Genomic DNA, 22,278 nt, shown 5'->3' with positions numbered 1-22,278 from the left:
AAACTAATATATGGCAGATCTCTTCTTTGATCTCCGATAGGATAAACATCAATAAAATATTTTTCTAAAAATTCTTTTGAACAAATCACTTGTTGGTAAGATAATTTATTCTCATATATTCTTGATTATTAGTTATTTTTGAAAAAATATCTTAAAAAAATTAATAACATTAAACATACCCCATTCAACAAAACCGTTTCTGTATTGTTTATAATATGATATCTCCTCAAGAAGAAGAGAATAATTATATACAAAACGATACTAACAATTCCTATTTTTTTAACATATTAAGCTCCCTTACTAAATAATAAAGTTATATAATAAGTAATACACACTATACCTAACATAATAGATACTCACAACATCAAAAACATTAAATAATACCAAATAATACTCTCCATTATCTAAATCATATTTTTCTTAACTTCAAGTGTTGTTTCTTAATATTATAGATATGATTGCTATACCTATCAAAATTTCATTCTAAACCTTCACGAGCAAGCTGACCACCTCTACATGATGTGTCTGTGGGAAGAGGTCAACTGGTTGGCTTTTGATGAGCTGGTAACCTAATTGGTGATAGTGCTTGATGTCACGCGCCATAGTCGCTGGGTTACAAGAGATATAAACAATCTTTTTAGCTCCCATTTGACTACTTGCATCAATGAAACTTTCTGTTAAGCCCTTGCGTGGTGGGTCAACAATAATCACATCTGCTGCAAGACCATCTTTTAACCACTGGGACATAACTTTTTCAGCAGGCCCTGCCTGATAATGAGCGTTACTAATGTCGTTACGTTTGGCATTGGCTTTGGCATCCTCTACGGCTTGCTCGACAACTTCGACACCATAGACCGCCTTAACATGCTTGGCAAAAGATAAGCCAATCGTTCCAATACCTGAGTAGGCATCAATGACCACATCACTCGGCGTCAAATCAGCAAATTCAATAGCTGTTTGATACAGTTTTTCAGCCATAGAGGTATTAACCTGATAGAAAGACTGGGCTGAAATTTCATAATGGTTGCCTATTAGTTGATCGCTAATGGTCGGCGAACCATACAAGGTGCGAAACGCTTTACCTAAAATCACATTGGTCTTTTGATCGTTGATGTTTTGAATAATCGACACCAAATTTGGAAAAGATTTCGTCAAGTGTTCAATCAATTGCTTAATACGAAAAATCTTTGGACGAGTCGTCACCAAGACCAACATGAGCTGACCTGAATAATGTCCACGCCTTACCAAAATATGACGAATCAAACCTGTGTGAGCCTCTTCATCATAGGCTTTTAAGTCCAAACGACGCAATAAATCACGGGTTGCATTGATTAGTTGATCAATCTCTGGATGTTGAATGTAATAATCAGAAAGGGGAATTAAATCATGTGACTGCTTACGGAAAAAACCTGTTTCTAGCTGACCATTGACACGGCGAACAGGGACTTGAGCCTTATTACGATAAGCCAAGGGCTTCTCCATACCCAAGGTGTCTAGGACTAGACTTTCTTTAAGCCCTGCAATTTTCGACAAACTTTTTCTAACCTGTTCTGCCTTAAATAATAGCTGCTGATCATAGGCTAGATGTCCCAAATCCGCAATACCTGTCCGCAAATAAGCCAAAGCCACGTCCTCTTGTCGATAGGGCGATTGACTAATCCAACGCTCAACTTTTCCATAAGAAATGTTCTTAGCTAATTTCAAGATTCGCATGTCAATTTCTTCATTTGGTAGAGCATTATCCACAAAAAAGACCTTGCCTTCATGTCTAACCACACCCAAACCGTCATGGCTCAAATCAGTCACTTGAACACCACAGATAATATCATTTTTTTGCATTTTTTTCTCCTTTTATTCCCCTTATTATAGCATAAAATCAAAAAGACTTTTACGTCAATAAGAAAAGGCTGGCTCTGCCAACCTCTCTTAATATTTTCTAAAGCGTTGATAACGTTCTTCTAAAAGCTGTTCTACTGGTAGTTTTGTTAGATGATCCAATTCTTCAATCAAACTAGCTTTCAAAAAGTCTAAGGTCTCACTGGTAAAATAACCATGCTCTGCAATAATCTTATCAATTACCTTCATCTGAAACAGTTCAGCTGCGGTAATTTTCATTAACTCAGCCGCTTCATTGGCCCGTGTACCGTCTTTCCATAAGATAGAGGCAAAACCTTCTGGGCTGAGTACCGCATAAATGGTGTGTTCCAACATCCAAACACGGTCAGCAACTGCTAGGGCTAAGGCACCACCTGAGCCACCCTCACCAATAATCACAGCGATAATTGGCACTTTGAGGTCACTCATTTCCATCAAATTTCTAGCAATCGCTTCACCTTGACCACGTTCTTCAGCCTCAATACCTGGATAAGCACCTGCAGTATTGATAAAGGTAATGACAGGACGACCAAATTTTTCGGCTTGTTTCATCAGACGCAGTGCTTTACGATAGCCTTCTGGATTGGGTTGACCAAAACGACGATTCAGATTATCCTGTAGATTTTTCCCTTTTTGAATCCCAATCACTGTCACTGGACGACCTGCCAAATAAGCCAATCCACCAATAATAGCTCCATCATCAGCCATCTGACGATCTCCATGTAATTCCATAAAATCATCAAACACTTGGTGGGCGTAATCAAGGGCTGTCAATCGACTTTGGTCTCTGGCTTCTTTTACAATTCTTGCAACTCGACTCATTTGACACCTCCATGAAAGGCTAGCAATTTCGCAATTTGTTCACGCAAGTCCATTCTTGGCACAATAGCATCAACAAAACCATGGGCCAAGAGAAACTCTGCTTTTTGAAAATCTTCTGGCAAGGTTTGACGCACCGTCGTTTCAATGACACGGCGACCAGCAAAACCAATCAAAGCCTGAGGTTCAGCCAGAATAATATCCCCTTCCATGGCAAAACTAGCTGTTACGCCACCAGTCGTTGGGTCCGTTAGAACTGTCAGGTAAAAAAGACCAGCATTAGAATGTCGTTTGACTGCTGCTGAGATTTTGGCCATCTGCATCAAACTCATAATTCCCTCTTGCATCCTAGCTCCCCCAGAGGCCGTAAAAATCACAACTGGCAAACCTTGCTTAGTAGCTAGTTCAAACAATCTTGTTATCTTTTCACCAACAACCGTCCCCATGCTAGCCATGATAAAGCGAGCATCCATGATTGCCAAGGCTAATTCTTGCCCCTTAATCTTAGCAAGACCAGTTACCACGGCCTCATCAAGACCTGTAGCTTTGCGAACCTGACGTAATTTCTCATCATAATTTGGAAAATTTAAGGGATTAGTCGTTTCCAAGCCAGTAAACAACTCTTCAAAAGTTCCCTCATCCACTGTTAAAGCTAGACGTTCTTGGGCTGAAATCCGAAAATTATAACCACAAGAAGGACAAATCTTTGCCACTCCCAAATCTTTTTGGTAGATGATATGCTTACAAGACGGACACTTGGCAAATAGCTCATCTGGAACTTCTGGCACATCACGAGTTTGTTTTTGACGCAAGGAACGGTTAGGACTGATACGAATAGATTTATCTTTTTTACTAAATAAAGCCATAAGACCTCCTAATTATCCTTTTGATTGTAAGCAGGCAAAAAGGTTTCCATCAAGAAAGATGTGTCATAATCCCCTGCAATCACACGTTTGTCGGAAATTAAATCAAGCTGAAAATCACTATTGGTCACCACACCTTCAATCTCTAACTCGTATAAGGCACGCTGCATCTTCATCAAAGCATCAAAACGATTATCCCCATGAACAATGACCTTAGCGATCATGCTGTCATAGTAGGGAGGAATCGTGTAACCTTGATAAACTGCCGAATCCACTCGCACACCCACACCACCACTTGGTAAATAAAGGTCTGTAATCTTACCTGGGCTTGGTGCAAAGTTAAAGGCTGGATTTTCAGCGTTAATACGACATTCAATAGCATGACCCGTCAAGCGAATCTCATCTTGACTGACGTTCAAGGGTTGCCCAGCAGCGATTTTGATTTGTTCCTTGACAATATCAATACCTGTGACAAACTCGGTAACGGGATGCTCCACTTGAACGCGGGTATTCATCTCCATAAAGAAGAATTGACCTGATGATTCATCCAAAAGGAACTCAATCGTTCCTGCATTTTCATAAGAAACGGCCTTGGCAGCCCTTACTGCAGCTTCTCCCATTTGCTGACGCAAAGTTTGACCAATGGCAATCGACGGACTTTCTTCTAACACTTTTTGATTATTTCGTTGTAAAGAACAGTCACGCTCACCCAAATGAACGATATTGCCATAACTATCACCTAAGATTTGCACTTCAATATGACGTGCTGGATAAATCACTTTTTCGATATACATGGCTCCATTGCCAAAGGCAGCTAGGGCTTCCTGGGAAGCCGATTCAAAGGCAGCCACCAAGTCTTCCTTGCGACTAACCTTACGAATTCCCTTACCACCACCACCAGCTGAGGCTTTTAGCATAACTGGATAGCCAACACTTTCTGCAATTTGAAGTGCCTCATCACTTGTTGTGACTTCACCTTCTGAACCAGGGATTACTGGCACATTGGCTTTTAGCATTTCCTTACGAGCATTGATTTTATCGCCCATCTTGTCCATGACTAAGCCACTTGGCCCAATAAACTTGATGTTCATTTCTTCACACATGGTAGCGAATTTAGAGTTTTCACTCAAAAAACCAAACCCTGGATGAATGGCTTCTGCCCCAGTCACAATAGCTGCTGACAAGACACTGTTCATATCGAGATAAGAATGCGTTGACTTGGCTGGTCCAATACAAATAGCCTCGTCAGCCAAAATCGTATGCAACGAATCATTATCCGCTTCTGAATACACTGCTACCGTAGCAATCCCCAATTCTCTTGCTGCACGAATAATTCGCACGGCAATTTCACCACGGTTAGCAATCAATAGTTTTTTAAACATGGAGGATAACTCCCTCTCTTTTTATCTTTGATTAACCACCAATTGCAAAGGTCAAAACACCACTGGCTGCTAATTGACCATCAACTTCAGCCTTGGCTTCAACCACTGCAATGGTACCACGACGCTTGATAAATTTAGCTGTCATGATGAGCTGATCTCCTGGAACCACCTGTTTTTTGAATTTGACCTTATCCATACCTGCATAAAAGACTAGCTTGCCTTGATTACCTGCTTTGGATAATTCTAAGACACCTGCTGTCTGAGCTAAGGCTTCCATAATCAAAACACCTGGCATGACAGGATAGTTTGGAAAATGCCCTTGAAAAAAAGGTTCATTGATGGTCACATTTTTTAGAGCAACAATTTCATCTTCTTTGACCTCTAAAACACGATCCACTAACAGAAAGGGATAGCGATGAGGTAGGGCTTCTTGAATCGCTTTAATATCAATCATTTAATGCGTACCAATCCTTTACCAAATTCAATCACTTCTTCATTAGTAACCAAAATTTCAGTCACCACACCATCACATGGTGCAGGCACTTCATTCATGACTTTCATGGCTTCAATAATCAGTAAGGTTTGTCCTTTGGTGACACGATCGCCAACAGAAACAAAAGCTGGCTTGTCTGGAGATGGGGCTAGGTAAGCCACCCCAACCAAGGGACTTTCAACAACGTCGCCCTCTGCAAATTCTGCCGCAACAACTACTTCTTCTGTCGTTTCAGCAACTGGTTGTTGGTTCTCTTGAGTAGGCACTGATTTTACTTCTTCTACTGGTTGAACAACTTGATTGGCAGTGACTTTAATGTCATTTTTACTAAAGCTTAGCTCGTCTGAACCATTACGATATGTAAATTCTTTTAGACTTGATTGGTCAAATTGTGCCATCAAATCTTTGATTTCTGCAATATTCACCTTAATCCTCCCAACGCTTAAAGGCGGTTACCGCATTATGACCACCAAAACCAAAAGTGTTTGACAAGGCATACTTAATTTCTGCCTCTTGGCCTTGACCATAAACGACATTTGCCTCAATATCTTCTGATAGTTCTTGTGTACCAGCTGTCATGGGAATAAAACCATGACGCATGGCTTCAATGGTCGCAATAGCTTCCACCCCACCTGCTGCTCCAAGTAAGTGACCTGTAAACGATTTGGTTGACGATACAGGAACTTGACGACCAACCACTGCAACAATGGCTTGGCTTTCGCCTTTTTCATTAGCCGGTGTTGAGGTACCGTGGGTATTGACATAATCCACATCTGATGCTGTAATACCAGCCTCTTCAATCGCTAAACGCATGGCCCTAGCTGCTCCAGAACCGTCTGGTGATGGACTGGTTTGATGATAGGCATCACAGGTATTACCGTAGCCAACAACTTCAGCCAGGATGGTTGCTCCACGTTTTTGAGCGTGTTCAAGACTTTCAAGCACCAAGACACCTGCACCTTCGCCCATAACAAAACCATTACGATCCTTGTCAAAAGGAATAGACGAACGAGTAGGATCTTCTGTTGTTGATAGGGCTGTCAAGGCATTAAAACCACCGATACCAATTTCATTGATGGTTGCTTCTGCACCACCCGCTAAGACCACATCTTGCAAGCCGAATTTAATTTCACGAAAGGCTTCACCAATGGCATCATTGGCTGAAGCACAAGCAGTAGTAATTGATTTACAAACACCTTGAGCACCAATACGAAGAGCAATATTTCCTGCCGCCATATTAGACAGTGCTTTTGGCACAAACATCGGCTGAATGCGTTTCATCCCTTTTTCATGCAAACGAATGATTTGCTCCTGCATTTCTTGAAGGCCACCAATACCAGACGACACAATGACACCTGTGCGTTCACGGTTGACACTAGCCATGTCTAACCCAGCATTCTCCAAGGCTTCTAAGGTTGCATAAATAGCGTAGATAGAATACATGTCCATCCGATTTTTGTCCTTGCGAACAAAATACTTATCAAAGGGAAAATCCTTAATTTCACCTGCATTATGAACAGGAATCTCTGATGTGTCAAAACGTGTAATAGGACCAATCCCAATTTGACCAGTTTCTAAACTCTTCCAAAATTCCTCAGGTGTATTTCCAATCGGTGAGGTCACACCATAACCTGTTACTACAACTCGATTAACTGTCATTTCTTTACCTTTTAATTTCTTTCATTCAGGGCTATAAGATTAGCCTTGCATGGTCATGCCACCATCAATAGCAAGGACTTGACCTGTTAGATACTCTTGTTCTGCCAAAAAAGTCACTAAACTTGCCACTTCTTCTGGCTTACCAATCCGTTTCATGGGAATTTGAGTAAGGGCTACTTCCTTGACCTTATCTGCCATAGCATCTGTCATATCTGACTCAATAAAACCTGGTGCCACCGCATTGACACGAATACCACGACCAGCTACTTCACGAGCAACCGACTTGGTAAACCCAATAAGCCCAGCCTTGGACGCTGCGTAATTAGCTTGACCAATATTACCAGTCAACCCAACCACACTTGATATGTTAATAATAGCACCTTGACGAGCTTTTGTCATCTGTTTTAGGACCGATTGTGTCATGTTAAATGCCCCAGTCAGATTGATTTTCAAGACAGCTTCAAAGTCATCTTCTGTCATCTTCAACATCAATTTGTCGTTGGTTATACCTGCATTATTGATCAAAATATCAACGCTACCCAAACTAGCAATAGCTTCTTCAATCATTCGTTTCGCATCTACTCCGTCAGCCACATCACCAGAAATCGCCAAGATCTTAACCTTATAAACCTCAAACTCTTCTAAAAGTTGAGCTGAAATTGGACGACGACCGTTCAAAATTACATTAGCCCCAAGACTAGCAAAACGATGAGCAACAGCCAAGCCAATTCCTCGACTTGAGCCTGTTATAAAAACATTTTTTCCTTGTAATTCCATTTATTAAATCTCCATTTTTGCCAATAAATCCATCAAACTAGACTCGTCTTCCACATGAGCTGACATGAGTTGCTTGTCAATCTTCTTAATAAAGCCACTCAAAATCTGACCTGGACCAATCTCGATAAAACGTGTTGCTCCCATGGCTCTCATTTGTTCAATCGACTCGTAGAAACGAACTGGTTCCATAATCTGCCGTGTCAAGAGTGATTTGATTTGTGATTGTTCCATCACCTTGGCCTCTGTATTACCAATCAAAGGAATAGCAAAGTCAGAAAAGGATACCGTTTCAAGAATCTTAGCTAATTCTTGACTAGCAGGCTCAAGCAAGGCCGTATGAAAAGGACCAGATACATTTAAGGGGATCAAACGTTTAACCCCTTCATTTTTCAGTAGTTCTACAGCTTCATTGACAGCTCCAATCTGACCACCGATAACAATTTGATTAGGGGTATTGTAATTGGCTGGACTAACCACTCCTTTGACTGACGCTTGACGACAGGCTTCTTCAATAGCGTCTACTGGTGTATTTAAGACAGCTACCATCTTACCTGTTCCTTTAGGAGCAGCTGTTTCCATCAGCTGACCTCGTTTAGCAACCAAGGGCAAAGCCTCTTCAAATGCTAGGCTACCTGAAGCGACCAAGGCTGAATATTCCCCCAAGGACAAACCCGCCACCATATCAGTTGACAAGCCTTTTTCTTGCAACAAGCGAAAAATCGCTACTGAAGTTGTGAAAATAGCCGGCTGAGTATAACGGGTTTGATGTAACTTATCTTCTTCACGATCAATTAAAAATCGTAAATCATAACCCAAAATATCATTGGCTTGAGCAAAGGTTTCCTGAACACAAGCGTATTTTTGGAACAGGTCATAAGCCATACCTAGCTTTTGTGCCCCCTGACCAGCGAATAAAAAGGCTGTCTTTCCCATACTACTTCTCCACATCTGACCAGCGACTGGCTTGCATTTGGATAATGTCTGCCGCACCATAATAGAGGTCTTTCAAAATGGCTTCACAGGTTTCTTCTTTATCAATCAACCCTGAAATTTGACCTGCCATAACTGAACCAAAATCTACATCACCATCAACCACCGCATTACGCAAAGCACCCGCTCCCAATTCTTCGATTTCTTGCTCATCTTTTAGACCACGCATATAATCTTGCTCGGCCTTGGCATAGGTGGTTGACAGTTTATTTTTAATGGCACGCACTGGATGTCCAACAATGGAAGCTGACACAACCGTATCAATATCCTTGGCTTTAAGAATCTTGTTCTTAAAATTTTGATGAGCATTGGACTCTTTGGCAACTGCAAAACGTGTGCCTACCTGAACAGCCTCAGCTCCTAGCATAAAGGCAGCCGCAACTCCGTAACCATCAGCAATACCTCCGGCAGCAATGACTGGAATATTAACCACAGCGGAAACCTGACGAACCAAGGCCATGGTTGTTAATTTACCGATATGACCACCTGCTTCCATACCTTCGGCTACAACAGCGTCTGCTCCTAATTTTTCCATACGTTTCGCCAGAGCTACGCTTGGAACCACTGGAATAACCACAATCCCTGCTTCATGGAATCGTTCCATGTATTTGCCAGGATTACCTGCCCCAGTTGTCACGACCTTAACCCCTTCTTCAATGACCAAATCAACAATGTCATCAGCAAAAGGAGAGAGTAGCATGATATTCACTCCAAACGGTTTATCGGTGATTGCTTTAACACGATCAATATTAGCTTTAACCACTTCTTTAGGAGCATTACCACCACCAATGATTCCTAAACCACCGGCATTTGATACTGCTCCAGCTAGATCACCGTCAGCAACCCAAGCCATCCCCCCTTGAAAAATCGGATATTTAATCTTTAGTAAGTCAGTAATTTTTGTTTTCATCTTGTAACATTAACCCTCAATCGGTAATTTGATTATCAAACTATATAAATAAGATTTAAGAATACTCTAAAATTAGAATATTCTTAAGCCACCTTATTTAGTTTTGTCTTCTACATAAGCAACTAGGTCGCCAACTGTGTTAAGACCTTCTTCAGTTTCGATTTGAATGTCAAAAGCATCTTCGATTTCTGAAATTACTTGGAATACATCTAATGAATCCGCATCCAACTCATCGAAAGTTGTTTCCAATTTTACTTCTTCTGTTTCTTTACCAAGTTCTTCAACGATAATTTCTTGTACTTTTTCAAATACTGCCATGTTTCTATTCTCCTTAAAAATAAATAATAATTTTATCTTGTGCTAGGCACAAGTTTTGATAACTACATTTTAACAATTAGACTACCCCATGTCAAACCTCCACCGAAGCCTGACAAAAGAATGGTCTGTGTCCCATCCAATCTGATACGACCATCTGCCACACATTCTGATAATAAAATCGGAATACTGGCGGCACTGGTATTGCCATAAGACATCATATTAGCTGGAAATTTCTCCAAAGCAATCCCCATCTTCTTAGACATTTTCTCCAAGATACGACGATTGGCTTGATGTAACAACAAATAATCTATCTGATTTTTGTCAATCGCCGAGCTATCAAGCAAAGTCATAATGCTTTTTGACACATCACGAATAGCAAAGTCAAAAATAGCTCGACCATCCATGGTTAAATAGGGCTGATTCTCTCCTTGAATCGAGTAAGGCGAGTTCAAAGCTGTCACACTAGATACCAGACCTTGACCACGACTACCATCAGAATTCAGTGATTCAGCTAAAAAATGCTTGGTGTCAGATTGTTCTAACAGTACCCCACCTGCCCCATCACCAAATAAAACAGCCGTGCTGCGATCCGACCAATCTAGCACCTTGGACAAGGTTTCTGCCCCTAAAATCAAGCCCTTAGCATAAGTCCCAGATTCGATTAACTTTTGTCCCATCGACAAAGCAAAGGTGAACCCACTACACGCCGCCGTCAAGTCAAAAGCAAAAGCATTTTTAGCAGCTAAACCAGCCTGAACTCGCGCAGCCGTTGATGGCATAAGAGAGTCAGGAGTAATCGTTGCTACAATAACAAAGTCAAGCTCCAAAGGATCCAAGTTTGCCTTGGCTAAAAGCTGCTTAGCCACTTCTAAAGCCAAATCACTGGTTGACTGTTCTCGACTAATACGTCTTTGCGTAATCCCAGTGCGTGAACAAATCCACTCATCACTGGTTTCCAAAATCTGAGAAAGATCATCGTTCGTCACGATTTGGTCAGGCACATAATGAGCAACCTGACTAATTTTTGCAAAAACCATTAGACTAAATCCTCCAAAAATTGATGAAGATTGCCCAAACCTCTAGTCAAAATATCAATCTCAGCTGGATCAAGATCCTCAATGATGTGAGTGACCATAGACTTGTGGAATTTGGCATGCAGACGATTCAGTAATCTTCCTTTTTTTGTTAGACTAAGGTAAACCACTCGTCGATCAACATCAGATCTGGCCCGTTGAACATAACCCTTTTTTTCAAGTTTGTTCAAACTAGTCGTGACTGTTCCCAATGTGACCATCAGCTCACGCGCAATATCACTCGGTGTCACTTGAGAGCCTTTGCCAATAATTTCAATCGTGTGCATTTCTTTGAGAGAAACATCATTGAATTGACTGGTTCGCAGACTCATCTCTTCAATGATTAGAATCCGATTAAAAATATTAACAAGGTATTCGTTTATTTGATCGTATTCCATGCTGATCTCCTGATTTTTGACAAAATTTGACTCTCAAATTATACCAACTTTTCTAATCATAAGCAACTATATGCTATGGTTTGCCAAAAATTATTGACCTGTAAATCGTGGACGACGACGTTCGGCATAGGCACGAACCCCCTCTTTGAAGTCTTCTTTGAATGCCAAGTTCTCTTGCAAGTCTAATTCTAACTTAGTATAGGCCTGCCAATCTTGAAATTCAGAAGCCCAAACCATCTCTTTGATAGCTCGATAAGAATTGATAGAGCCACGCAAGAGTTTTTTAATCAACTGAGTCGTCGTTTTTTCCAATTTATCAGCCGGACACATCCGATAGACAATACCATAATCAAGAGCTTTTTCAGCCGACAAGCCCTCACCAGTCATGGCTAATTGGGTTGCTCGGTTTGCTCCAACCGCTCGTGTCATCAAAAATAAGCCACCCGCATCTGGAGCCAAGCCAACATTGACAAAGGCTTGAATGAATTTGGTTTGCTCGCTTGCAATCACAAAATCTGCAGCAACAGCCATATTAGCTGCCGCACCAGCCACCGCACCATCAATACTCATGATGACTGGCTTGGGTAATTTTTTAATCGCAAATGAAATCTGATTAACCAAATCAGCAATTAACACCAAGGATTGCACATCGTCTGCCTCAACAGCTCGTTGCATTTCAACCAAATCACCACCGACTGAAAACACTTTGCCATTGGCCTTAATCATTAGGAGGCTGATCTGATCATCTTGAGCCACTTTATCTAAAACATCCAAAATTTCCTGACACATAGGAATGTTAAAACCATTAGAAACGTCTGGACGATTAAAAGTAAGTGTCGCCACTTGATCTTCCACCGTATAAATAATTCCCTTATAGGTCATCTTTTCTCTTCCTCCTTCCCCTTAAAATGATTTGATTTTCAAACCATTTTTCAGATTAACCTTATTCTACATTAAAAAATAAAGATTGGCAAGAAAAAAGTTTTATAATAAAATTATTTAGTTATCAAACAAAAATAGCAAGCGTTTTATCAACACTTGCTATTTTTGTGATTTTTCAAAACCTTATTCTGTCACAACTAGCTCAACTGAACCAAGATTGTCATAAACTGCCTTATATGTTCCAACTTCTAACTTCACTGGCATTACAAAAGTCCCTGATGAAACAAACATGCCTGCTGGGAGAGTCTTACCATGTTCAGCTAGGGTATCAACCAACCATTTAAGTGAATGAACAGGATGCCCCAAAACTTCTGTCGAGCGTCCTTCAGTTACCAACTCATCATTAAAGAAAAGTTGACCTGCCACATCTGCAATATCTTCCAAGCTCACTTTCTTAGCTTCCCCATAAGCTACACCACCATTAACCGCACCATCAGCGATAACCTCATACAAACTAGCTTTAGGGAACCAATCTTGATAACGCGCATCTGGCACTTCTAAACCAGGAGCTACTCTACACTTAGCCATTAGCTCTTCTAAAGAATCTGTTGGCAATAACTCATCTTCGGTTAAAAAGACCAATTCCAACTCTAAAAGCGGCTGATTGTAATCTTTTAGGGAGTAAGTGTGTTTCACAGTAACATCCGTCATCCCACCATAAAGCGGCGAATCACTGTTGAAAAGATCTTGTGTCTTTTGACTAGTTAAACTGATTTTATACCCTTTGAGTGTTTGACCATCTGCTTCTTTAAGAGCAAGAACACCGTCTTGGATAGCATAGGCTTCTTCCTTAGTTGTCGCTTCAACCTGCCCCAAGGGTAATGGTTGATTGGTTTTATAGGCTTGGTATAATTTTTCAACTGTTGTCATCATAATACTCCTTCATTTTGTTTTCATTATTATATGTCAAAAGATTTAGATTGTCAAGTTGTTTTCAGAATAATTAAACAAAAATAATAAATTGAATTATTTTAATAAATAAAAAGACACCAAGTTCTCTTCTTGATGTCTTTAAGGACTTTATTCTATTATGTTTGCTAGGGATGGTTTCATGTCTTTGTTTTATGGGCTACTAAATTTCTTCTTATTGACGAAATAAGCTCCTAGTAGAAAGGCAAGCATCGTCACAAGATAAGAAATCAGTAATCGATCGTGTAATAAAAAGGTTGTGTTTAATTCATTCGGCGTGATTTTACTGATAATCTTTACACCAAAAAGTGTGATAATCGTTCCACTCTTAGTGATCTGAAATAGTTCTATTAGTAAATCAATAACGACTAAAAATAGATAAAAGATACTACCACGCTTGATAAGGTGCAATAACTGCTTGTTCATGACTAGACTCCTTTATATTAGCGACAAAAATTTAGGACAGTTTGAAATCGTTTTCTAAAACTAGTTTACCACTTACACGTTTGCTTGTCTATTATTTCCCTTTGATAGCAAACAAAAAACTAGCTAGCAATAAGCTAACTAGTTAGGATAATGTTTAATTTGATAAACTATGAAACTCCAAAGTTTCACCGATTTCCGCTAAACGAGCTGCCCATTCTTCATGGGTCAATCCGTGCTCAACAACATAGCGGTTTCTTTCATGAGCACGACATTCTGCAGAACAACCACGAACATATTTATGTTCATTTTCTTCTGTTGAGAAGATTTGGCGATTACAGAATGGATTTGCACAATTAACGTAACGGTCACACGATGAACCGTCATACCAGTCCTTACCAATCACTGTTGGATCAACGTGGTTAACATCAACGGCAATACGGTCATCAAAGACGTACATCTTACCTTCCCATAGTTCACCACGCACTTCTGGATCTTTACCATAAGTGGCAATACCACCATGTAATTGACCAACATCTTTATAACCTTCACGAACCATCCAACCTGAGAATTTCTCACAACGGACGCCACCTGTACAGTAAACGACAACACGTTTGTCCATGAATTTTTCTTTGTTATCACGAACCCATTGTGGTAATTCACGGAAATTGCGAATGTCTGGACGAATGGCACCACGGAAATGACCTAAATCATACTCATAGTCATTACGCGTATCCAAAACGACTGTATTTTCGTCAAGGAGGGCTTCCTTAAATTGTTTTGGTGATAGGTATTCACCTGTTGTTTCCAATGGATTGATGTCGCTATCAAAATCATTATCTTCTAAACCAAGATGAACGATTTCTTTTTTATAGCGAACAAACATCTTACGGAAAGCCTGTTCATTTTCTTCGTCAATCTTGAACCACAAGTCAGCGAAACGTTCATCGCTATGTACCCAGTCCATATACTTTTGAGTGGTTTCATAGTCACCAGAAACGGTACCATTGATTCCCTCATCGGCAATCAAAATACGACCTTTTAGTCCGATTGACTTACAGAATGCCAAATGTTCTGCTGCATATTCTTGCGCATTTTCAATTGGCACATACTTATAATAGAGCAGTACTCTAATTTTTTCAGCCATGCTTATCTCCTTTAATCTTTGCAATAGATTGATAGATCAACCACTTTTATTTTACTATCTTTTGGTCAAAATTGCAAAGCCTTGCCAAACTTTTTTATCACTAATTCAAAAGGTGGCAAATCTGTTCGTTTTTTTGATTTTATGATAAAATAGGGGCAAACAAATCCAAAGGAGATCTCATGACCTACGAATTTAGCTTGGAATATGGAACCTATCCTGTCAAAAAGCCTGTTGTTGATTCACTGTTGATGTCTAAATACGAAGTGCCTGGTTTTCTAGTTGACAATGATCAACTTCATCAAAAGCTCCTAAGCATGAATCAACTTTTTCATGAATTGTTTCTAACCTTGGAATGTCAATCCCATTATATCGGACATGAATTTCCAGATAAGATTGCTGACATTCGCAAGCTCTATCAAGAAACCAGCCAAGAATTGATTGACAACTACCCTGACTTGAACTTTAAGATTGAGCATTTTTTACTATAAAAAGACTGAATAACATTCAGTCTTTTTTTTATGGTACTTGAACCACTTCTAATTGCTTGCCACCTAATAAAATGAGATATTTTTCAACGGTTTCAATCTGGTAAGATTGTGATAAGGCTTGGGCGTAGAGAGTCATTTGGTTACGGTAGCGATTGATCAAAACCTGTTTATCACTAAAACGATCGGTTTTATAATCAAATAGAATAATCCGATCATCTAGTACAAGATAACCATCCAAAATCCCACGAATAATATAATCTTCTCCGCTAGCTTCATCTTGATGTAACATGGAAAAAGGGGCTTCACGTTGAACAAGGTGATGATGTCTCTGTAATAACAAGCCTAAATCCGTTTGGAAAAAAGCTGCTAGCTTGCCTAAATCAATGTGGCGTTTCACATTTTTATCAACATCAAGCTGAGCTAAAGTGGTCTTAAGTTGAGATAAATCAACTTGTTCAGATAAAGGTAAGAGTTGCATAAGTTGGTGAGTAGCACTTCCCAAAGCTGCTGGTGACAGAGGTTTAGATGATTTAAAATCTGGAAGTGAGAAGTCAAGACGAATATCTTCCTTATCTAGTATGGCAACCCCCTCTAACTCTGTCACTGGCTGATAAAGGGATTTAAGTTGACTAGGTGTGCGAACACTAGGCAAGGTAATAGCTGCTTCAAATTTCTTATTATAGGTCAAGGCTGCTTCTAAATCTCTAAGTGCTTGAGCGAATTGAGCCTGAGAATTCTCGTTTAGAATTTCGTCAATAGTAAGTGGGCAATCATCTAGTTGACCAATCTTGTCTGGGGTTAAGTCATCCGGACCAACAAAATCTAAATTCAGAGCAAAATCTTTTTGAGGAAATGTGGCTAAGGTTGCTAGCAACAAATCTTGAAAGCTAGATGCACTCTGACGAACATTAACTGCCAAGTAGCCTTCTGCTGTCTTTGGTGAGGCTTCTCGACTGGTAAATTTTTCTTGACTGGCTTGACCAATCAAGTACAGTTTTTTCTTGGCTCTCGTCATTGCTACATAGAGCAGTCGCAAGCGTTCTGATAAATCCGCTAAATCATTTTGTTCTTTGATGACTTGATAAGCGAGGGTATCTAAGCTAACCGGTAAACTAGCCAAGTTGGTATCAAACTCTGCCTTCATATCTGCCACGTATTGTATTCCCAAACCTAAATCACGACTCAAGGTAAAGGACTGCCTTGATGATTGTTTGTTAAATTCTTTGGCAAGATTTAGAACAAAGACATAGTCAAACTCTAATCCCTTACTTTTATGAATGGTCATGAGATTGACGGCATTTTGATTAACAGGCAACTCCACATTAGCCAAATCATGCTGATTAGCTAGAACCTTATCAATCATTTGAATAAAGCGAGTTAGCCCTTTAAAGCCTGTTTGTTCAAATAGATGGGCACGACTGGCCAAAGCATAAAGATTAGCTTGTGCTTGCTGACCTTTTGGTAAAGCACCAACATAATCATAATAAAATTTTTCTTCATAAATCTGCCAAATCAGATGATATAGACGTTTAACCTTAGCAGCTTGACGCCATTTATCAAGGCAATGATTAAATTTTTTCAAGCGTTGTTCTAAATCCACATCAATCAAATCAATGGCTTCTCCCTCATGGGTAATTGCTAACTGTAATTTTTGATAAAAGGGGATTTTTTCCTTGGATTGCAGAGCGATTCTAGCCAAATCATCTTCATTAAAAGCAAACATAGGAGAGCGTAAGAGAGCCACCAAGGGATAATCATTAAGAGGATTATTGATCGTTCTTAAGGTATCGAGCATGACCATGACTTCAATCGACTGGAGGTAATTTTTAGCCTGTTCATCGACAACAACAGGAATACCATACTGGCTTAGAATCTTGGTTAGCTTGTCATTTGCCGTTCTAGAAGGTACTAATAAGCAAATCTGGTCAAAATTGACACCTTGTTGATGAAGTTTGATGATTTCCCTAGCAATCAAGTCAGCTTCGCCCACTTCTGACTGTTCGTCTTTTTGATCAAGGTCATAAAGATAAAACTGGGTCTGAAACTGTTTATCAGTCACCTCTTGGGCAGGACTTCCCACCAATAACTGATGACTTTGGTCATAACGAACATCGCCAATACTCTCATCCATCAAGCGACGAAAGAAAGCATTAGTTGTGTCTAAAACACTGGATTGGCTACGAAAATTTTCTTTTAGAAGAATCAACTGACCTTGATCTGGATTTGTCTGATAACGATCAAACTGTGACTTGAAAATATTTGGATCTGACTGACGAAAACGATAAATAGATTGCTTGATATCGCCCACCATGAAGCGATTACGACCATTAGACAATAAATCAAGTAAGCGTTCTTGCAAGTGATTGTTATCCTGGTATTCGTCCACCATGACTTCAACATAACCATCTTGAAATTGTTGACGTAACTGTTCATGATTTTCTAAAAGTTCAATAGCAAAATGAGAAATATCACTAAATTCTAGGGCATTTTCTTGAATTTTTAATTGTAAGAATTGTTGTGAAAAATCATCAATAAAATCTCGTAAGATGGCTAAAAGTGGGCTTGCTTGTCCTTGATAATTCAAAATCGTCTCTAAGTGACGAAAACGAGCCAGATGAAATTGTATAGCTGTATAGATGGGATAGGCAACTTTATTGACGGTTACTTCTTCGCCAGTTGGCAGTACTTGGGTTAAATGAGCAAGAAGTTGACTAAAGGATGACTTATCACCATTCAACAACTGTTCACGGGTTTCTCTAAGAGTTTGAATTTGTTGTAGGTGATTTTTATATTTCGCTGTTGGTTTGTTGGCTTTAGTCACTTGCGGATAGTCTGGCAGTTGCGTTAAGTTTTCCACAGCATCAGCTGTTTGCTCCAAAGTGGCAAGTAGTTGCTCCACCCAAGATTCTGGTAAGTGATCCAAATTTAAAAACTTGCTATGACCACTTAAAAGGATGTCTTTTATCCAAGCTTTTGGATTGGGCATACTTTGACTAAACTCATAAATGGCATAAACGACCTCTTGAAAAGCCTTACTATCCTTACGATTGGCTGAAAAATTACTAACCAAACGCACAAAATCTCGACTCGATTTTCCTTCTAGATAAGAAGGAAATAACTCACTAAAGACCTCATCTTGTAACAATCTGCGATCACTCTGCTCTTGTAAAATCCTAAAACGTGGCGACAGACCTAAAAGGTAGGCATACCGACTGACCAATTTATTGGTAAAGGCATCCATGGTCCCAATATCAGCTAGGGCGAGTTGTTGAATTTGTGTCGATAGGTGCTGACGCGTTTCTACATCTTCTGTTTCAGTCAAGGCTTGACTCAACTTTTTCTCTAAGCGTTCCTTAAGCTCTCCTGCGGCCTTAACGGTGAAGGTCGAAATGAATAGCTGATCAATCCGATAACCTCGACTGATAATGTCAAAAATTCGCTCAATCATGACAAAAGTCTTACCAGAACCAGCCGAAGCCGATACCAAAATATTTTTACCGTGACTATAAATCGCCTCAATCTGCTCTGGGGTTCGCTTTTGTAACTTATCTGAGCTTGCTTCAATCTGTTGAAGACTAACAATTTCTTCAGTAGTCAAAAATGGTTTAATCTTCATCTTTTCCCTCCATCAATCCTAATAAATAAGATTTACGTTTTTCTCCACGTTCCTTAACTCTCAACAAGGGACGAGCATAACTCATGTGTTGATCAGATGAAAAACGTGTAATATTTTTCAGTTGACGACCAGCCACACTAAGACCATCCTCTGTATAAGGGTTAATCTTAAAATGACCCGTTCGAATTTGCCGCTCTGCTGCTTGATACAGATTTTGATTATAAGCCAATAATCGATCGATATCTTTGGAGCTATATAGGTCTAATTGATAATAACCATTGTCCAGAAATTCTTTTTTATCTTCTAAAAACAGTCCCTTATAAGCCAAGGTTTTATAGGCTTTAACAATCAACTCTTCTTTTTTCTTGATGTTTTTTAATTTTAAGTGTGGTTCTGTTAAATGAAGATACATGGCTCCAAAAGGGTCTTGACCTGTCTGTTTCAAAGCTTGCAAATAAGTCACTAATTGAGTATCTAAACCATTATAAAAATCCAATAAATCAAAAGTCTTAGCACTAGATTTGTAATCAACAATTCCTTGACTGCCATCGAACAAGCCATCAAGACGGTCAATGATTCCCCTAACCTGTAATTGCTGACCCTGATTAAAGTGAAACGGAACTTCCTGTTTTAAGACGTGAATAGCCTTATTTTCTTCTAAGAAATTGGCAACACTGACTGCAATAGTTTCTAAAATACTTCTAGAAAACTGACCTTGAGCAGATTGTTGATAAAATGGTGCTAAAAAGCGATCCTGTCTGGTCTGAGCAAGCGCCTGACTGAAACGCTGATCAAAAGACTGATCCGACTGATCAGCCATAAAGTATTCTAAAACCTTATGCAGATAAGAGCCGTGTTGTCTTGCGTCTGGATAGATACTTTCTGGTTCTTGTAAACCTAATAAATAACGTAAAAAGTACAAATACTGATTATCGTAAAAGGTTCTTAAGGCTGAAACCGATAACTGTAACTGGTCTTTGGGTAACCATCTCTGCATGACTTCTGCTGCTATCGGAACTGTTTCCGGCAAGTCTAGTAGAGTTGTTTTCAAATCATTTTCTGTTAACTTTTGATGTAAAAAAGGAATCGCCTGTTGCCAAAAAGTCTCACGGTCATCTGTTTCAATCTCCAAATGATTGACTGCCAACAAACGAGATAACATCGCTTTGTAAGCACTCGAATCATTTTCGCCACTAAGTTTTTGTTTTTCAAGTCCTAATTCTTCTAAAAACTTCAGATAAGACGATAAGTCATCACTAGAAGCAGCGGATTGGCTAAAACTACAAACTAACTGTTGTCTAGCACTATTGAGTAACGAAAGCGCCAGATAATGATTTCGTGGACCATTTTCATGACTAACCACATCCAGTCCGACCTGATCTTCTTGCTGCTGATTTAATAGTAGCCGTTCGTCATCTGATAAAAGACTTTTATTTTGCTTAATCAAAGGAAAAACACTTTGAGTCATGCCTAAAGCAAAAATGAAGTGATTGTGATGTGGGGTAACTAAGTCGTAAGATTGGACTTTGACCACATCTACTGTAGCAGGAAGGGTACGATAATGACTAGCCTGCATACCACTTGATAAAATGGACAGAAAATCAGACACCGTCAGTTTACTAGACCCAAAGATTGTGTGGACTTGCTCTAATAAGCGACCAAAAGTCTGCCAAACCTGTTCTTGTTGTTCTAATTCTTCTTGACTCATGCCCTGACTTAGCCTTTGCATATTGTCCATGACATCAACTTGATTCAAAAAGTCATTAAACTTAATCAATAGACTAGTCGCTTTTTGTGATCGGCTATTTAAGAAGTTGGCTAAAGGAGTGATGATTCTTGTTCGCAAATCATTCAAAAAATCTAAGTCGTAGCCAACTTGTCCCTTAGCTGTGAAATTTTGCTTAAATTGGCGGTAACCTTTAACATCAGCATAATTAAGATAGACTTCAAATTGATCTAAATCCTCTAAATCAAACTGGCCATAAAGACCTGATTTCAAAAGATTAAGCAAGTCTTCTGCTCGATAATGATAGGTTTTCAGTCGCTCCAGGGCTTCAATAAAATTAACCAAAGGATGATCAACCATAGACTGACTGGCTGCAACATAGTAGGGAATATCAAACTGATGAAAAATTTTTTCTATCTCCAATTGGTAACTGGTCAAATCACCAACTAAAATCGTGACGTCTCGATAGCGCCAACCTTGATCAGATTGGACCAGTTGACGAATCGACTTGGCCACGGCTTCAATCTCATCTTTTGATTGAGCCGCTTGCCAAATTTGTAACTTATCTGGATTAGCTGATAGTTTAGGCAAAGAACCGACAGTGAAACTCGTCTTCATTTCTAAGGCTTGTGTCACAAGCTGACCAGATTTTGATTGAACTGAAGAAGTCAAATAAATTGGTCTAGTTTGATACTGGCTGGATAGGCCTCGTAAAAACGTCACACTAGCTTGATAAATATGACCATCAATATACTGAGCTTGATAGGCTTTTTGACTGGCATACACACCAACAATAACCTCATGACTATTAGCGTCTAAGAGTCTAACTAAGTCAGCTTCTTCTGCTGAAAAACGCGTAAACCCATCAATGATGATCACAAATTGACTCAGGTCAACTCGCCCAGCTAAAATCTCTTGACTAAGAAAGGCCAGCGAAGATTGTTGACTCAGATGATGTTCTACTAAAAAGTCATCAACAGCTTGAAAAACCTTAACCAAATCACTAGCTTTCTCTTTTTCTGCCAATCGCTCTAAATCCAGCCAATCTAAATGAGAGGTCTTGACTTCTTGATAAAGTTCCACCAGTTGCTGAATAAAGGCTTGATCTGTTCTCACTCGATGATAGACCTGCAAGTCACTATCAGAAAAATCCTGCAAAAGCTTATAAAAAATCATGGTCAAGCCCTGATCATCAATCGTCTCTTCTTGCTTGATGTTATTAAGTGTTAAATAACGAGCCATTTGGGCAAAACGGGTCACTGTTATCGCAAAAGATGCTCGTTCAGGTAAGAGCCTTAGCACTTGACCTTCTTTTTCAAATGACAGAGAATTCGGTGCAATATAAAAAACACGCTTGCCAGCCTTTGCAAGTGTCTTGGCTTCTTCTACTAAGAGTGGTGTCAATTCCTGCCAAATATCCGTATAAAGTAACTTCATGAACAACCTCGTTAATCTATTTCCCTTATTATA

20 protein-coding genes are annotated in these 22,278 nt (G+C 39.6%); 1 reads left to right on the top strand and 19 read right to left on the bottom strand.

What is annotated here, in order from left to right; genetic code table 11:
• Window positions 1-483: 483 nt before the first annotated feature.
• From rlmD to FRX54_RS00845, 17 genes are all read right to left on the bottom strand, one after another.
• Entirely contained in the window at window positions 484-1,839 is a 1,356-nt protein-coding gene (gene rlmD / locus FRX54_RS00925; RefSeq protein ID WP_146460034.1) for a 23S rRNA (uracil(1939)-C(5))-methyltransferase RlmD, read from the bottom strand.
• An 87-nt stretch (window positions 1,840-1,926) separates the two neighbouring features.
• Window positions 1,927-2,697: an acetyl-CoA carboxylase carboxyl transferase subunit alpha gene (locus FRX54_RS00920; RefSeq protein ID WP_146460033.1), complete on the bottom strand. Its 771-nt coding sequence runs from the start codon at window positions 2,695-2,697 to the stop codon at window positions 1,927-1,929.
• Window positions 2,694-3,560, bottom strand: a complete 867-nt coding sequence (gene accD, locus FRX54_RS00915) for an acetyl-CoA carboxylase, carboxyltransferase subunit beta (RefSeq protein ID WP_146460031.1) — start codon at window positions 3,558-3,560, stop codon at window positions 2,694-2,696. The genes FRX54_RS00920 and accD overlap by 4 nt, the downstream gene beginning before the upstream one ends.
• 8 nt (window positions 3,561-3,568) lie before the next feature.
• Entirely contained in the window at window positions 3,569-4,939 is a 1,371-nt protein-coding gene (locus FRX54_RS00910) for an acetyl-CoA carboxylase biotin carboxylase subunit (protein ID WP_146460030.1), read from the bottom strand.
• A gap of 31 nt (window positions 4,940-4,970) precedes the next feature.
• A complete protein-coding gene (gene fabZ, locus FRX54_RS00905; RefSeq protein ID WP_146460028.1) occupies window positions 4,971-5,393 on the bottom strand; it encodes a 3-hydroxyacyl-ACP dehydratase FabZ in 423 nt (140 codons plus the stop codon).
• Window positions 5,390-5,830, bottom strand: coding sequence for an acetyl-CoA carboxylase biotin carboxyl carrier protein (locus tag FRX54_RS00900; RefSeq protein WP_398586669.1), 441 nt, complete (start codon window positions 5,828-5,830; stop codon window positions 5,390-5,392). Before FRX54_RS00900 ends, fabZ begins: the two co-directional genes overlap by 4 nt.
• A 28-nt stretch (window positions 5,831-5,858) precedes the next feature.
• Window positions 5,859-7,091, bottom strand: a complete 1,233-nt coding sequence (fabF, locus tag FRX54_RS00895) for a beta-ketoacyl-ACP synthase II (protein WP_146460024.1) — start codon at window positions 7,089-7,091, stop codon at window positions 5,859-5,861.
• A gap of 39 nt (window positions 7,092-7,130) precedes the next feature.
• Entirely contained in the window at window positions 7,131-7,868 is a 738-nt protein-coding gene (gene fabG, locus FRX54_RS00890) for a 3-oxoacyl-[acyl-carrier-protein] reductase (protein ID WP_146460022.1), read from the bottom strand.
• Between the two features lie 3 nt (window positions 7,869-7,871).
• Window positions 7,872-8,801: an ACP S-malonyltransferase gene (gene fabD / locus FRX54_RS00885; protein WP_146460750.1), complete on the bottom strand. Its 930-nt coding sequence runs from the start codon at window positions 8,799-8,801 to the stop codon at window positions 7,872-7,874.
• 1 nt (window position 8,802) lies between these two features.
• A complete protein-coding gene (gene fabK / locus FRX54_RS00880; protein WP_146460020.1) occupies window positions 8,803-9,768 on the bottom strand; it encodes an enoyl-[acyl-carrier-protein] reductase FabK in 966 nt (321 codons plus the stop codon).
• Between the two features lie 93 nt (window positions 9,769-9,861).
• Window positions 9,862-10,086: an acyl carrier protein gene (locus FRX54_RS00875; protein ID WP_146460018.1), complete on the bottom strand. Its 225-nt coding sequence runs from the start codon at window positions 10,084-10,086 to the stop codon at window positions 9,862-9,864.
• Between the two features lie 62 nt (window positions 10,087-10,148).
• Window positions 10,149-11,123: a beta-ketoacyl-ACP synthase III gene (locus tag FRX54_RS00870; RefSeq protein ID WP_146460016.1), complete on the bottom strand. Its 975-nt coding sequence runs from the start codon at window positions 11,121-11,123 to the stop codon at window positions 10,149-10,151.
• Window positions 11,123-11,557, bottom strand: a complete 435-nt coding sequence (locus FRX54_RS00865) for a MarR family winged helix-turn-helix transcriptional regulator (RefSeq protein ID WP_146460014.1) — start codon at window positions 11,555-11,557, stop codon at window positions 11,123-11,125. The genes FRX54_RS00870 and FRX54_RS00865 overlap by 1 nt, the downstream gene beginning before the upstream one ends.
• A gap of 90 nt (window positions 11,558-11,647) precedes the next feature.
• Entirely contained in the window at window positions 11,648-12,439 is a 792-nt protein-coding gene (locus tag FRX54_RS00860) for an enoyl-CoA hydratase (RefSeq protein WP_146460013.1), read from the bottom strand.
• 183 nt (window positions 12,440-12,622) lie between these two features.
• A complete protein-coding gene (locus FRX54_RS00855) occupies window positions 12,623-13,369 on the bottom strand; it encodes a 2-keto-4-pentenoate hydratase (RefSeq protein WP_146460011.1) in 747 nt (248 codons plus the stop codon).
• A 192-nt stretch (window positions 13,370-13,561) separates the two neighbouring features.
• On the bottom strand, window positions 13,562-13,834 hold the full coding sequence (locus FRX54_RS00850; RefSeq protein ID WP_146460009.1) for a hypothetical protein: 273 nt from the start codon (window positions 13,832-13,834) through the stop codon (window positions 13,562-13,564).
• A 154-nt stretch (window positions 13,835-13,988) separates the two neighbouring features.
• On the bottom strand, window positions 13,989-14,978 hold the full coding sequence (locus tag FRX54_RS00845; protein WP_146460008.1) for a rhodanese-related sulfurtransferase: 990 nt from the start codon (window positions 14,976-14,978) through the stop codon (window positions 13,989-13,991).
• 179 nt (window positions 14,979-15,157) lie between these two features.
• On the opposite strand from FRX54_RS00845, the gene FRX54_RS00840 reads away from it, so the two are divergent.
• Entirely contained in the window at window positions 15,158-15,466 is a 309-nt protein-coding gene (locus tag FRX54_RS00840) for a hypothetical protein (RefSeq protein WP_146460006.1), read from the top strand.
• 28 nt (window positions 15,467-15,494) lie between these two features.
• On the opposite strand, the gene addA is transcribed toward FRX54_RS00840, so the two are convergent.
• Together addA and rexB are read right to left on the bottom strand one after the other, a co-directional pair.
• Window positions 15,495-19,082 (bottom strand): helicase-exonuclease AddAB subunit AddA, encoded by a 3,588-nt coding sequence (gene addA, locus FRX54_RS00835; protein WP_146460004.1) that lies wholly within the window; start codon window positions 19,080-19,082, stop codon window positions 15,495-15,497.
• Window positions 19,072-22,245: an ATP-dependent nuclease subunit B gene (gene rexB, locus FRX54_RS00830; protein WP_146460002.1), complete on the bottom strand. Its 3,174-nt coding sequence runs from the start codon at window positions 22,243-22,245 to the stop codon at window positions 19,072-19,074. The genes addA and rexB overlap by 11 nt, the downstream gene beginning before the upstream one ends.
• Window positions 22,246-22,278 lie beyond the last annotated feature (33 nt).

The sequence above is a fragment of the Streptococcus sp. sy004 genome (assembly GCF_007859205.1).
In the GTDB taxonomy this organism is placed as follows: Bacteria; Bacillota; Bacilli; order Lactobacillales; family Streptococcaceae; genus Streptococcus.
Note: the sequence above shows the minus strand (reverse complement) of the source record. Positions and strands in the feature narration are given on the sequence as shown.